Annotated in this window: 15 protein-coding genes and 2 pseudogenes; 7 read left to right on the forward strand and 10 right to left on the reverse strand. The window is 64.8% G+C overall.

Annotated elements, in window-relative coordinates; genetic code table 11:
* A pseudogene (locus tag R1101_RS26110) lies at window positions 1-520 on the forward strand (integrase core domain-containing protein); the annotation flags it as partial.
* Window positions 521-533: 13 nt separating this feature from the next.
* Here R1101_RS26110 and R1101_RS30900 read toward each other — a convergent pair.
* Both R1101_RS30900 and rsgA read right to left on the reverse strand, forming a co-directional pair.
* Complete coding sequence (locus R1101_RS30900) at window positions 534-686, reverse strand: hypothetical protein (RefSeq protein ID WP_232284701.1); 153 nt, start codon at window positions 684-686, stop codon at window positions 534-536.
* Window positions 613-1,161 (reverse strand): GTPase RsgA, encoded by a 549-nt coding sequence (rsgA, locus tag R1101_RS31495; RefSeq protein ID WP_442969880.1) that lies wholly within the window; start codon window positions 1,159-1,161, stop codon window positions 613-615. Before rsgA ends, R1101_RS30900 begins: the two co-directional genes overlap by 74 nt.
* A 71-nt stretch (window positions 1,162-1,232) precedes the next feature.
* Between rsgA and R1101_RS30130 the strand changes: the two genes are divergently transcribed.
* Window positions 1,233-1,394, forward strand: coding sequence for a hypothetical protein (locus R1101_RS30130; RefSeq protein WP_016932897.1), 162 nt, complete (start codon window positions 1,233-1,235; stop codon window positions 1,392-1,394).
* A gap of 266 nt (window positions 1,395-1,660) precedes the next feature.
* On the opposite strand, the gene R1101_RS0107885 is transcribed toward R1101_RS30130, so the two are convergent.
* Window positions 1,661-2,176, reverse strand: coding sequence for a MarR family transcriptional regulator (locus R1101_RS0107885; protein WP_081494053.1), 516 nt, complete (start codon window positions 2,174-2,176; stop codon window positions 1,661-1,663).
* A 64-nt stretch (window positions 2,177-2,240) separates the two neighbouring features.
* On the opposite strand from R1101_RS0107885, the gene R1101_RS0107890 reads away from it, so the two are divergent.
* Complete coding sequence (locus R1101_RS0107890) at window positions 2,241-3,266, forward strand: substrate-binding domain-containing protein (RefSeq protein WP_157179128.1); 1,026 nt, start codon at window positions 2,241-2,243, stop codon at window positions 3,264-3,266.
* 22 nt (window positions 3,267-3,288) lie between these two features.
* On the opposite strand, the gene R1101_RS0107895 is transcribed toward R1101_RS0107890, so the two are convergent.
* From R1101_RS0107895 to R1101_RS29460, 4 genes are all read right to left on the reverse strand, one after another.
* Window positions 3,289-4,461 (reverse strand): SLC13 family permease, encoded by a 1,173-nt coding sequence (locus R1101_RS0107895; protein ID WP_026003009.1) that lies wholly within the window; start codon window positions 4,459-4,461, stop codon window positions 3,289-3,291.
* Between the two features lie 20 nt (window positions 4,462-4,481).
* Window positions 4,482-5,132 (reverse strand): AmiS/UreI family transporter, encoded by a 651-nt coding sequence (locus R1101_RS0107900; RefSeq protein WP_016932901.1) that lies wholly within the window; start codon window positions 5,130-5,132, stop codon window positions 4,482-4,484.
* A 119-nt stretch (window positions 5,133-5,251) separates the two neighbouring features.
* Window positions 5,252-6,664, reverse strand: coding sequence for an Asp-tRNA(Asn)/Glu-tRNA(Gln) amidotransferase GatCAB subunit A (locus tag R1101_RS0107905; RefSeq protein WP_016932902.1), 1,413 nt, complete (start codon window positions 6,662-6,664; stop codon window positions 5,252-5,254).
* A complete protein-coding gene (locus R1101_RS29460; protein ID WP_081494054.1) occupies window positions 6,654-6,836 on the reverse strand; it encodes a hypothetical protein in 183 nt (60 codons plus the stop codon). Before R1101_RS29460 ends, R1101_RS0107905 begins: the two co-directional genes overlap by 11 nt.
* A gap of 712 nt (window positions 6,837-7,548) precedes the next feature.
* Here R1101_RS29460 and R1101_RS0107925 point away from each other — a divergent pair.
* Window positions 7,549-8,652: a hypothetical protein gene (locus tag R1101_RS0107925; protein ID WP_016932906.1), complete on the forward strand. Its 1,104-nt coding sequence runs from the start codon at window positions 7,549-7,551 to the stop codon at window positions 8,650-8,652.
* A 250-nt stretch (window positions 8,653-8,902) separates the two neighbouring features.
* Here R1101_RS0107925 and R1101_RS0107930 read toward each other — a convergent pair whose 3' ends face one another.
* Window positions 8,903-9,460 carry a hypothetical protein gene (locus R1101_RS0107930; RefSeq protein ID WP_037222495.1) on the reverse strand — a complete coding sequence of 186 codons (558 nt, stop codon included), beginning with the start codon at window positions 9,458-9,460 and terminating at the stop codon, window positions 8,903-8,905.
* A gap of 122 nt (window positions 9,461-9,582) precedes the next feature.
* Between R1101_RS0107930 and R1101_RS0107935 the strand changes: the two genes are divergently transcribed.
* The 3 genes and pseudogenes from R1101_RS0107935 (at window position 9,583) to R1101_RS29215 (ending at window position 11,090) form a co-directional block, all read left to right on the forward strand.
* A complete protein-coding gene (locus tag R1101_RS0107935) occupies window positions 9,583-10,155 on the forward strand; it encodes a hypothetical protein (RefSeq protein WP_016932908.1) in 573 nt (190 codons plus the stop codon).
* 49 nt (window positions 10,156-10,204) lie between these two features.
* Window positions 10,205-10,414: pseudogene (locus R1101_RS30910) on the forward strand (IS5/IS1182 family transposase); the annotation flags it as partial.
* Window positions 10,415-10,526: 112 nt separating this feature from the next.
* The gene (locus R1101_RS29215; protein ID WP_157179127.1) at window positions 10,527-11,090 is read left to right on the forward strand and encodes a hypothetical protein; all 564 of its coding nucleotides are present in this window, start codon (window positions 10,527-10,529) and stop codon (window positions 11,088-11,090) included.
* A gap of 73 nt (window positions 11,091-11,163) precedes the next feature.
* On the opposite strand, the gene R1101_RS26125 is transcribed toward R1101_RS29215, so the two are convergent.
* Window positions 11,164-11,526: a hypothetical protein gene (locus R1101_RS26125; protein ID WP_232284699.1), complete on the reverse strand. Its 363-nt coding sequence runs from the start codon at window positions 11,524-11,526 to the stop codon at window positions 11,164-11,166.
* Between the two features lie 52 nt (window positions 11,527-11,578).
* Window positions 11,579-12,142: a hypothetical protein gene (locus R1101_RS0107950; RefSeq protein WP_051017499.1), complete on the reverse strand. Its 564-nt coding sequence runs from the start codon at window positions 12,140-12,142 to the stop codon at window positions 11,579-11,581.
* Between the last annotated feature and the right edge of the window lie 89 nt (window positions 12,143-12,231).

Below are 12,231 nucleotides of genomic sequence, written 5' to 3' on the forward strand. Positions count from 1 at the left end.
CGTCAAAAAGCTCGGTCGGATCCCCGACGGCGGCGGCTGGCGGGCTCACGGTCGACAGAACCGGCCCCGCAACCGCACGACGAAGGTGGGCTTCGATTATGTGCACTCGCTCGTCAACGATCACTCCCGACTCGCGTACTCGGAGATCCTCCCGGACGAAAAGGGTGCCACCTGTGCAGGTTTCCTGATCCGCGCGATCGACTACTTCGCCGGCCACGGCATCACCCGGATCGAACGGTTGATGACCGACAACGCGTGGGCCTACCGGTACTCGCTGCGCACCGTGTGCGCCGAGCGCGGCATCCGGCAGCGCTTCATCAAACCCCACTGCCCTTGACAGAACGGCAAGGTCGAACGTCTGAACCGCCCCCTGCAGAGCGAATGGGCCTACTGGCAGGTGTTCACGTCCAACGCCGAACCGACCGCTGCTCTTGCACCCTGGCTCGAGTACTACAACACTCGACGCCGTCACAGCGCACTCGGAGGACTACCACCGGTCAGCCGACTGGCACCAACCTGATGGCGGGGTACAGCTAGTAGGGCTCGCCGATCAACATCGTCCCGCCGGGACCGAGGCTGCGGGCGAGCAACTCGGCGGTCCCGGCCACTCCGTTACCGATCCACGTGGCGCCGATGCACGCGGCGAGACCGACCGTCTCGTCCGCGACGTGACCCGGAGGCGTCACCGTGGACGAACTCCACGCGGTCGGCAACACCGAGTTTGACAGCGCGGGCGCGGGCCTGCTCGGTGAAGAGCGTGCTGATGTCCACGCCCGTGCCTGTGAATCCCAGATCACGGGCCCACGTACAGAGCGTCTCGCCCGAGCCGCTGGCGAGGTCGAGCACTCGTGCCCGGGGGTGAGGTGGAGTGCCTGTCCGAGGGTGGCGAATTTGTCGGGGGCCAGCGGGTTGCGATGCGGTAGTGCGGCGACCCTTGCCGTCGCTCACGCGCACTGCCCCGGTTGTGAGGAGGTCCTGATCCAGCAGATGGTTGCCGAGGGTGGACTTGCCCGCGCCCGAGGGGCCGAGCAGGACGATCGTGCCGGACACAACGTCGGCGAGTGCGCCCATGCCCGTCGGTCGAGATTCCGTGGAGGAAATGCTAGAGGTCACCGACCGTTTCAGTCTCAACGGTGTCACCGAGAAGATCACTGTTCCCATCCTCGCGGTACACGGGGACGGTGATGTGCAGGTGCCTGCGGAAAAAGGCGCACAAGACGTACGACGGATGCATGAACAGCCCGCGCCGAGTACTGCGGATCCTCACCGCAGAAGAGCGCGGCGAGCAACACTGCCAGATCCGCAACATGTCCCTAGGCACCGACTACATGGTCGACTCGGCGGCCGATGTTCTCGGCGGCAATCCGTCCGGAATCGAAGGAGAGAAGAAGTAAGCGTAGACGGTCGGCGATAAGCGTGGTGCACGACAGCGGCATGGTAGCCACCAGCATCGCAGCATCGAGCGCTGCCCTGTGGTCGGCGCGCACCGCGACCGGACGCGGCACGCGGTCTCGATAGTTCCCAGGTCGGCACCACACGGTCAAGCGTGACCGAGCGACCAGGAACGTACATGGTCACGCAATCGTTGCGACGTTTTGCATCTCGAGGGCGACACCGGGTTCACCTCGACTCGCCGAAACGAACACGAGTTCGGCTCGGTTCACGCCCGACTCGGAGTCCTGCAAATTCGGTCGGCTCTTGCATCGAGTTCGGCGAGTTGTGCTTCCAGTGCTCGGTGGGTTTCGACTCCGCGGGTGCTGAGGTGAACTTCGACCCGGCGCCGATCTTCGGCGCTCACCTCACGGTAGACCAGTGTCCGGGAGACCAGCCTGTCGACGGACCGGGTGAGGGTGGCTCCTGATATGGCGGTATGCGACGACAGCTCGGCCATCGATGCGCTTCCGTGGCGTGCGAGCGCATCGAGCACGAGCACATCATCGCAGGTCAAATCGAATTCGGAGCCGATCGACGTGAGCGAGGACACAATGGCTTTGGTAGCCTGCAGTAGCGCAACGACCGCTGAAGGAGAGTCGATGGTAGCGATATCGCCGGAAATCGCCGTTGCTCGGGTCGCCAGCCGATCGGAGTTTCGGGGAGCCACGTGAGTCTCCTGCCTTTTCAGCCCTTCGATCTGTACGAGTGGCGGGACGATGAACCGATGCACCTCCGCCGACATTACCCGAGAGGATCCGATGTTGGCATCCGCGCCACACCGCCGGTCGGAGATCTACCGGGTCGGCATGGTGATCCCGCTGCAAGGCCCAGGCGGTATCTTCGGACCTTCGTGCATGGCCGTCAGCGAATTGGCTCGACGCGAACTCAATGCGGGAGCCGGGTTCGGCGGCCGTGAAATTCAGCTCGAGTTCATCGATGGCGGTCGCGACCCCCGCGCGGTCACAGCCGAGGTGTCCGACCTGCTCGATGCCGGCGCCCTCGATGCGATCAGCGGATGGCACATCTCCTCGATCCGAAGACATCTCGCGCCCGTCGTTCGTGGTCGGGTCCCGTATGTGTACACCTCGCTCTACGAGGGAGGCGAGGTCAGTTCCAACGTCTACTGTTCGGGAGAATCTCCCGAACAACAGATCTATCCGGCGATGCGGTGGCTGCGCGATCACCACGGTGTGCGGTCGTGGTACGTCGTCGGCGCCGACTATATTTGGCCGTTGCGTACGTATCAACTGATCGGACACTTCGCTGCTGCGCTCGGGGTGGACATAGTCGGTTCGTCGTTCGTTCCGATGGGCCGGGCCGATGACCCGCAACTGCCCGTGATGGCTGCGGAGAGCAGATGCCAGGCGGTGTTGACACTTCTGGTCGGCCAGGACGCCGTGGACTTCCACCGAAATTTCGCTGCCCGCGACCTCCATCACCGCATGCTCCGGTTCAGTCCCCTGATGGAAGAGAACATGCTCCTGGCCGGCGGCGCCGAGACGACCGAGAATCTGTTCGCATCCGCAGCCTATTTCCGCGCCTTGAACACCGAATCCTCTCTGCAGTTCGTCGGCAGTTACGTGAACGCCAACGGCTACGAGGCTCCCGCTCTGAACAACATGGCAGAGTCCTGTTATCAGGGGATCTACGCTCTCAGCCATCTTGCACGCCGAGCCGGAGGATTGGATCCGACCCGCTGTGATGCCCGGATCGACGGGTTGGAGTTCGACAGTCCTCGCGGCGTCGTTAGATTCGAGGGGAACCAAGCGCGGCAGCAGATCTATCTCGCGCAAGCGAACGGTTTGGATTTCGAGGTAGTTGCTGCTCTCTGACCAGCGTGTATACGCGGCCGGATCACCGCTGGGACAACGACAACGCGGCCACGGACACCGTGATTGCACCGATCGCCAGTGGTATCCCCAGGGCGGCGAACTGCCGCCAGGGGACGATGTGGCCGGCTCGGCGCAACTGATCTGCCCACAGCAGCGTGGCCAGAGAGGCCCACGGTGTCACGATCGGCCCGGCATTCGAGCCGATGAGCAGAGCGATCAGGGCTGCACCGGACGCGGCCGCAGGCTCGAGAAGCAAGTAGGCCGGAATGTTGTTGATCAGGTTGCTCAGCACCGCTCCTGTTGCGGCCGACACGAACAGCGTGCCGACGGAGTCGCCCTCCACGTGCGCGAACGCCGCACGAACAAGCTGTTCGACGCCGAGGGAATGAACGACCTGAACCGCAACGGTCAGGCCGATGGCGAGAGCCAGGGCTGTCCACGGGATCAAGGTCGGGCGCAGAGCCGATCGGTCGGTGACCGCGAAGGCTGTCACGAGCACCATGGCCGCCGCCGACGTCGACCACCAGAAGGGGATCGACGTCGCGAGCAGCGGCAGCAGTATCACCATGACGATCCCGGCCAAGGGAAGCAGCGGGTGCGATGAAGCCGGTGTGCCGGGCTCGCGCGACGCTACCGGGGTTCCGGTGGGTGTGCGTATGCGCCTGCGGAACACCATCCAAACGAATCCCACTGTTACCGCGAGCGATACGGCTGCAGGCATCGCGGCGACTTTCACGTAGTGACTCGTCTCGTCGAACAGTCCCGTCTCCATCGCCAGCAGATTCGTCAGATTGGACACCGGAAGTAGGAGCGATCCGGTGTTGGCGATCCACACCACGGTCAGTGCCAGCGGTATCGGATCGTTGCCGGCCCGCCCGGCGAGCGCCAATACCAGGGGTGTCACGAGAACGGCGGTGGTGTCGAGGGAAAGAAAGATCGTGGACACCACAGACAGCAGCACCACCAGAATCCATAGCCCCGGTCCGCTGGCGGCGCGTCCTCTGGCCGCGATTGCGGCGACCCGGTGGAACACCCCCGCCCTGGCAGCAAGGTTGATCACGACCGAAATGGTGGCGAGGAACAGCATGATCGGGCCCAGACGGCCGACCAGGTCGACCATCTGAACCCGCGGCGCAAACAGTGCGTATGCGATCAGCATTCCGATCAGTACGGCCGACAGGGCCACTGATCGCATGGGTCCTCCACTGTAGATTGTCAGGTCGTCGTCACGGACGCGCGGTCGCGGGTGGTGGTCGATCGATAGCGGCGCCGAGCATCGGCGACGTGGAGAACGTAGACGATGACGACGACGATCTGCGTGACAGCGACGGCAAGTACCGGCGTGTCGTCCCACTTCCCGGTAAGCATCAGCGCAGCGGGGATGCTCGCAGTGGACAGCGACTGCATGACTGTGAGCATTCCCGTCGCCTTGCCGGCCCATTCCGCTGCGGGGGTGGTCAGGGCGAGGAAGAAGGCGGCGAACAGAACGGCCCATGCCAGCCACAGCCAGGCGAGACGAGCGTCCCCGAGCTGAACGAAATGCACCATCGACAGGAAGAGGGCGACCGCCCCGGCCCAACCGCAGTACCAGCCGAGGCCGGCGCCGGGAGCGTTCGAGAGCGAGTTGATCGCGACCGTGAGGTAGGTGAAGCCGAACAATGCGAACCCTCCGGCCGCCACCGCCGACGCCAGCCCGTCGGACGAGGCACTGTCCGAGGGTAGGAGCAGCACGAGTGCCGTACCGACCAACAGGGCGCCGGTGAGGAGATTGATTGCCACGGCCGATCGCGGAGTGACCCTGTCGAGGAAGACCAATCCGTTGACCAGGAGCACCGCCCCGACGAACAACAGTGCCACGGGGACCATGTGACATCCCTTCGATGAGGAGAGGAAACACCCACTCGAACCGGACGGCCGGGTGCCGTGCCGGAAGGCATCGGCAGGCCGGATATCCGGGTCGAGCAGGTGCAGTGGGTCGTGCAGGCTCAGAGGAGCACGGGAGGAGTCCGATCCCCCATCGGTCCGCCGGCTTCGATCGCCTTACCGACGTTGAGCACAGTGCGCTCGTCGAAGGCCCGACCGATGATCTGGAGGCCGACGGGCAGATCACCGTTGAAGCCCACCGGAACGGACATCGCGGGCAGGCCGGTCAGGTTGCTCGGGCCGGTGAACCGGATGAACGAGTCGATGAGATCGACCTTCGTTCCATTGAGGTCGGCCTCGGACGATCCGATGTCCGGAGCCATCACCGGCAGGGTCGGGGCGATCAGCACATCGACTTCGGACAGGGCCGCTCCGAAGTCGTTCTTGAGTTGGCGCCGAACCTGCTGCGCCTGAAGGTAGTCCACCGAGGAGAACAGCTCCCCCAGTTCGAACAGGAAGCGGATGTCGGCCCCGAAGTCGTCGGCCCGGTGCACAAGGTCGTTGTGGTGAATCGCTGATGCTTCGGACAAGCTGGTGGCCAGTTCGGCCCATTCCGAGTAGCGCAGGGTCGGGATCTCGACCGTCCGTACCCGGGCGCCCCGAGACACGAGCTCGTCGATCTGGGCGCGTACGAGTCGTTCGATCTCGTTGTCGACGTCGCGGAAGTAGTAGTCCTCCTCGACGCCGATCACCAATCCGGAGACATCACCGGTGAGATGGGAGGTGTAGTCCCCCACCGGGACATCGACCGCTGTCGGATCCGAACGGTCGAACCCGGCGATCACCTGCAGCATCGCCGCGGCGTCGTCCACGGTCTTGGTCATCGGTCCGATGTGATCCAAAGTCCATGCGAGGGGGAAACATCCGTCCTTGGGGACACGACCGTGCGTCGGTTTGAGGCCGACGATGCCGCAGGCGGCGGAAGGAATCCGGATCGAGCCGGCGGTGTCGGTGCCCAGGGTCGCGTAGGTCATGTGCGCCGCGACGCCCGCTCCCGAGCCGCCGCTGGAGCCCCCCGGCACCTTCGCGGTATTCCAGGGGTTCTGGACGCTGCCGAAGTGCGGACTGTTGTTGTCGATACCCCATGCGTATTCGTGCATGTTGAGTTTGCCGGTCAGCACGGCGCCGGCGTTGCGGAGACGGCGCACCACGGACGCGTCCTCGGTGGGCACGAAGTCCTTGTGGATCTTCGATGCCATCGTGGTGACCTCGCCACCTACATACAGATTGTCCTTCAGCGCCAAGGGAATTCCGTGGAAGACCCCGCGGTAATCGCCTCGGCCGATCTCTTCCTCGGCACGCCGGGCATCGTCGAGGGCGTGCTCGCGGAAACTGATGTAGGCGTTGATCTCCGGATTCAGCGCCTTGGCGTGATCGAGTAGCGCCGTGGTGACCTCGACCGGGGACACCTGCTTGCTCTCGATCAGGGGCGCGAGTTCGGTCACCGACTTGGTGACGAGTTCGTCAGCGGACATGGTCGCCTCCCGGGATATTGCGAACAGAAATGTCCGCGTCGTCGACTGCCACAGCCTCGAGGTCACCGCGTCGCTGCACGATCTCGGCCCACTTGGACTCGAGCGCGGCGACCCGATCCTGCGGCGGGCGTATGCCCTTGTTCGCCAGAAGTTCCTGTACCGACAGTGCCATGACGACACGCTCCTTGTGGAAGGGTAACGCTCAGGGGTGGACGCCCCGGAGGAACCTATTCACGTGAAATATTTTCACTTGAATATGTTGCACAGACCGTATGTGAGCCGCAGCACAATGTCAACGACTCGGTGCATCTCAAACTCGGTGAGCGTCGGTGTGACGGACCGAATACGGGCGAACTCCTGGTAGATCGGCGAGTGCTTACGTCCCTGCCCTTACCAGGAGCCCACTTGCTGGTCCGGTGTTCCCAACCGTCAGCAGTGGGATGCCGCCACCACAGCTTCCAGAGCCGTGTCCGGCAGCGGCAGCCCCGTGACCACCTCGGTGAGCAGTTGGTCTTCGATTACGCTTCGCGACATCGACTCAGTTCTCCTTCGTGGGGCGGGGTTGCTCGATGGCGGCCGGCACCGGCGCAGTGGTGAGGAGTCTGATCGGCTGCGGTGGATTCCGAATGACAGTTCCGACATCACCGAGCCCGGCAATCACCGATACCGAGTCCGTATCTGCGTCCGAGGCAGAGATACTCGCTTCGACGGCTATCTCGACGGTGACCCCGTCGAGGATTATCTGATCCAGATGTGGCGGGCGACGAGCGTGGGAGCCCCGCGACAGGTCGAACACACGTCGGGTCGGCGACCTGACGCGGCGCGCCGCGGCGTCAGTATCTTCCGCCCGTCACGGTCGCGGTGGTAATGATCTACTGGACGCCATGACGGCACGGGACACTCCGGCGAACCTGACCGAAGCACTGCCGGCCGGTCCGCGCGGTCGCCGTCTTCTCCTCGAATACGCGCAGATCGCCGATGACCGTACCCGCGACGGGCATACGCAGGACTCGTTCTCGTCGGGCGTCTTCTACGCCACCTACCGCATCGACATGGCACGCGGAACCGCAGGCGTCCTCTACGGGCCCGGCGCCGACCGACCCCTCCCGAACATCTCCCCCGGCGACGTAGCGCGACGGTTGGCGAACGTGCCGCTGCCGGACGTGACGGAAAAGGACCTGCGCACCGTGCTCGCCGCCACCACCGACTCCGCCCGATACTGGCAAGAACCCGACGGCGACGACATTCTCGCTGCGACGGAGCCGGTGCGCCCGCAACTGCGACGCATCGCTGAGCACCTCACCGCATCGGAGCACACCCGGTGGTGGACCACCGGCATCGTGCGGGACGAGCAGTGGTCACTGGGCTGGGTCGAACCCCACGCCAATGTCCCTCGGGTCGGGCACGCGCTCGCCACCTGGCGCGAGAAGGTCGTCACCGAGGAGAAACGAGCAGCACGGGAACGCCCCACCAACCCGACGGCCAACTGGTCCGGGGTGTGGTGGTCGACGCCGCTCGGCGTCCCGTGCTCCGCACGAGCACTGGACGACGCCTCACCCGCATGCCTGTGGTTCGTCGAAGACTCCGGAGGCGAGAACCATACCGGGGCACGGCGACACTTCGTTCCCGACACCGTCGACGTGCTCGAAATCCACGGGCCCGACGACTGGGCGCAACTCTGCCGGCGGTTTCCACTCGAGGTCACCGCCCAGAAACGTCACGATTGGTACCGCACCACCGGCCGCGACGGAAAGTGGGTTCTGCCCGACTGGCGGGCCGTCGCCGAGGTGTGCGGCGGAGTGCACCTGACCGTCGCCGGCTATCTCGCCGCTGCGGGGACCGCCATCGACGTCGACGGTGACACGGCGTCGGTGATCGCGGGCTGGGCACCCGACGAAACATTCTGGCTCACCGACGACGTCCACGCCGACGGCGACATCGTCGACTGGGTGCGTGACGACAACACCGAAACCTGGTCCGAAGCCTGACCGCCCGCTCTACGACAGTGACACCGGAAACCGACACGTTCGCGCGATACCGGCGTCCGCAGGTTCGCCGACATTGCGCACCGGGGCACGGCCTTTCCGTCAGTATCATCGGTATGACGCCGTTGGCAATCGGGTTGGTCGCGCTCGTGGCGATACAGGATCGCGATACGAACCGCCGACAGACCGGTCGGCCTCAGGGGTCGCCGTCCAGCAATCAACTCAGCGCTACCGCCGTACCTGCGGGCAGAGCTCAGAAACGTTCCACGAATCGATACCAGTCGCCGCTGTACTGCTCGTACCCGATGTCGCCGTCGTGGCGGGGCTTACCCGGATACGGCGCGCCACCGGGCAGATACGCAAGTCCGATCGGGTCGATCAGCCCACCTTCGATGTAGAACAGACACCCACTGTCGACGGGTTGAATCCGCCGCACCTGATACACCCCGATCCGCCGACCGTCCCAGGACGGCGCACATTGCGCCGACGCCGCGACCAAAGACCCCTTCGACACCGCAAACGCCACCGTCGACGGAACCGACAACACCACCAGCACCGCGGTGGCAAGCACCAACGCCGGCGCGATCGCGGTCGCGCGCAGAGCGCGAAACTTGAACCAGCCGACCAACCCGACCACCAACCACACCGCACCCAGGATCAGAAGAACCCAGGACGCCAGAGCAAACCACGGGAAGAACACCACCGGCGGGACGAACGTCCATACGATCACCCCGCACACCAACCCGACAAGGACCGCGGTCACCCCCGACAGCACGGTCCACCAACGAGCCGGACGCCCAGCGACAGTCATGACTCACCTTCGCACGAACCCTCGCACCAGAGCGCAACCACCGGACTGTGTCGGGCGAGCGGACCGCTCCAGCGGATCCACGAAAAGCCGGCATCACCTCGGCAATCGGTACCATCCGAACCATGAGCGTTCGAGCGGCGACCTTCTCGGTGGTCCTTGCTGCCATCCTGGCCGGCTGCGCGAGCACAGACACCGACGCGGGCACCGATCAACTCGACCCGCCCACGAGTCCCCCGCCACCCAGCGAGCAGTCCCAGCTCTATGCCACCGCCCTGCACCACCTCATCCTCGTCGACAATCCCTTCGCGACAGCACCGACCCCGATCGGATCCGTCTACATCGTCGACGGCGCTGCCTCACGCAGCGCACACATGTTCACCGTCGCCGACGGGCCACCGTTCGACACGGAACTGAAGAACGAGATCACCGCGCAGTCCGCGGATCTGCCGCCGGTCGAGTTCACCGCCGATCCGCAGCAGTACGCAGATCCCGCACGGCAGGGTCTGACCGGGGTCTCACACGACGGCGTCATCGTCGGCCTGTCCCCCACCTGGCCGCAGGACGACGGAACAGTCCATATCGGCGCGGGACTCTGGTGCGGCATCGACTGCGGACTCGGCCTCACCTACGTCCTCGACCAGGTCGACGGACGGTGGACCGTGACCGGCACCACCGGACCGGTCTCCATTTCATGATTGAAGTTCATGTCAGGCAAGAAGAACTTCACCTCTATCGACGTCCACAGTGACCTGCGCAAACACCCACGGCAGTGTGATGTTGCTGCCGATGGTCACCGCGATCGAAGGTGGTGCGCTCGCATCGGGGGCCGCCCCGCCGCGAGTCCGGCCGGGTTCGGGCGGACAAGGGCTACGACCATCTCGTGCACCGGCGGTGGCTGCGGGCGTCGCATCGCCCGGCGCGGGATCGAGCGCAAACAACCGGCTGGGTCGGTACCATGCGACGTGCAGCCATGGGCATGAGAAGACCACGCAGAGCCCTCTCGCTAGGATCTAGCCGTAAACCCGACGGTCATCGGCCCGGGGGAACGGAGTCCACAATGCGGTGGTTGCTGTCTTTCGTCCTCACGGTCGGTATGGCCGCAGCACTACCGCTGTCCGCCCCGGCCACCGCACATGCCTGTTCATGCGCATACGAGCCGAACGGACCGTACATCACCGAACAGATCTCCCGCGCTGCCGCCGCCTTCACCGGCACCGCCACCAGAGAACGCACCGACGGGGATACCGTCTACTACGAGTTCGACGTTCACAGCGTCTTTACCGGGGATGTCGGATCCACCACCGTCGTGTCGTCGAGCACCCAAGGTTCCGCGTGCGGACGTGGATTCACCCTCGGCATCGAGTATCTCGCATTCGTCTCGACCCATGAAACGAAGAACGCACCCTGGTCGGTCGAAGCATGTTCTGCGACAACCACATCGACCAACGCATACACCCGAGACGCGGCGCACACCGTGTACGGACCACCTCACCAGCCCGATCCGCAGACACGGCCGATCGGCATCGACGACATCCGCCCCCTGTGGCAGAAATCCCTGCTGATCATTGCGGTAGTCGTCCTCGCTGCAATGTTGATGCATCGCTGGGCCATCCGCGGCAGACACCACTGACGAAGACACCGGTCGAGAACCTATCGCGAGATGCAGCGAAGACCCGCAGCACACGCCACTACACATCGACGAATTACGGCGCGGCGGCGAACCCGGCAATATCGGGGAATAGACCGTCCTGTCCCCCACTGCCTTCCTCTGACGCTTTTGCATGCCCGCGCCTACGCGGTGCTTCCCACTCGGGTGCACGCCGCGCAAGACTCCACCCGACGCAGTGAACGAGTGCACCGACCAGCGCTCCCAGCACGCCACCACCGAGGACCAGTGCAGCCATGTACCCGTACGGCGAGGGCGCATCGATGCGGGCCGACGCGAAGTCCAGCGGCTGATAGCCGGCGGTGTAGAAATCGAACGGCTGCGAGGCGAACCACCACAACACCGCAGCGCCGGCTATCCCGCACACCACACCGAACCCGGTGAACACCAGCACAGTCACGACCACCGACCTCGGCTGCGGCTGCGGCTGCGGTTGCGGCTGCGGCTGCGCTTCATGATCCGTCCGTCTCTGAGCCGCCTGATCCGTCCGTCGAGGGCGGGACGTTCTCCGGGATGCCGTATCCGGGCATCTCCCACAGTTGTGCGGGTTCGAGGACGCTACCGTCGTCGGGCCACAACCGCAGCCGCCACACATCCCCAGGGGTAGTCGAACCGGGCCAGCCGTAGTTGACGAAACCACGCCCGGACACCTGCACCACGTACTGGCCGGGCGGCACCGCCACGGTGACCGGCTCGGTGGTCGGGGACGACAGACTCAATATCCCGGGCGCATCGACTGCGAGGCGGTCTTCGCTGACCTGCTGCCACTCCGAGCGATCGGCGGCGGGGCAGCGGTCGAAGACCTGCACCTCCACGATCATCTCGAAGTTGTTCTGATGCGGGCACAACACCACGACCATGGTGCCGTCGCCGGCGCTGGGCTGCTCCGCTTGGGCCTGCTCGAGCAGCTCGATCTCGTTGTCGATGTCCCCGAGTCCGCCGTCGAGACAGAACTGCCCGTAATCCATCGCCAGCACCACCGTCGACTCCAGAATCGGGCTCGTCTGTGTGTTCATGGCGGTGATCTTGACACGCCTACCCGACACCTCTGCGGGCCCGCACCGATGATCGCAGCCGCATCTCACCAACCACCGGTAGGGATCAC

It is taken from the genome of Rhodococcus sp. R1101, assembly GCF_000278445.1.
Classification (GTDB): Bacteria; Actinomycetota; Actinomycetes; order Mycobacteriales; family Mycobacteriaceae; genus Rhodococcus; species Rhodococcus gordoniae.

What these genes read in the sequence shown, in the direction of transcription:
- R1101_RS0107900 (WP_016932901.1), bottom strand. Translation starts at nt 5,132, where the DNA reads ATGGTCCCCGTGGCACTGTTGTTCGTCGGGGCGGTGCTCCTGGTCAAC.
- R1101_RS0107925 (WP_016932906.1), top strand. Translation starts at nt 7,549, where the DNA reads ATGACGGCACGGGACACTCCGGCGAACCTGACCGAAGCACTGCCGGCC.
- R1101_RS0107905 (WP_016932902.1), bottom strand. Translation starts at nt 6,664, where the DNA reads ATGTCCGCTGACGAACTCGTCACCAAGTCGGTGACCGAACTCGCGCCC.
- R1101_RS29460 (WP_081494054.1), bottom strand. Translation starts at nt 6,836, where the DNA reads ATGGCACTGTCGGTACAGGAACTTCTGGCGAACAAGGGCATACGCCCG.
- R1101_RS0107930 (WP_037222495.1), bottom strand. Translation starts at nt 9,460, where the DNA reads ATGACTGTCGCTGGGCGTCCGGCTCGTTGGTGGACCGTGCTGTCGGGG.
- R1101_RS0107895 (WP_026003009.1), bottom strand. Translation starts at nt 4,461, where the DNA reads ATGCGATCAGTGGCCCTGTCGGCCGTACTGATCGGAATGCTGATCGCA.
- R1101_RS30130 (WP_016932897.1), top strand. Translation starts at nt 1,233, where the DNA reads ATGAACAGCCCGCGCCGAGTACTGCGGATCCTCACCGCAGAAGAGCGC.
- R1101_RS0107890 (WP_157179128.1), top strand. Translation starts at nt 2,241, where the DNA reads ATGGTGATCCCGCTGCAAGGCCCAGGCGGTATCTTCGGACCTTCGTGC.
- R1101_RS0107935 (WP_016932908.1), top strand. Translation starts at nt 9,583, where the DNA reads ATGAGCGTTCGAGCGGCGACCTTCTCGGTGGTCCTTGCTGCCATCCTG.
- R1101_RS0107950 (WP_051017499.1), bottom strand. Translation starts at nt 12,142, where the DNA reads ATGAACACACAGACGAGCCCGATTCTGGAGTCGACGGTGGTGCTGGCG.
- R1101_RS0107885 (WP_081494053.1), bottom strand. Translation starts at nt 2,176, where the DNA reads ATGTCGGCGGAGGTGCATCGGTTCATCGTCCCGCCACTCGTACAGATC.
- rsgA (WP_442969880.1), bottom strand. Translation starts at nt 1,161, where the DNA reads ATGGGAACAGTGATCTTCTCGGTGACACCGTTGAGACTGAAACGGTCG.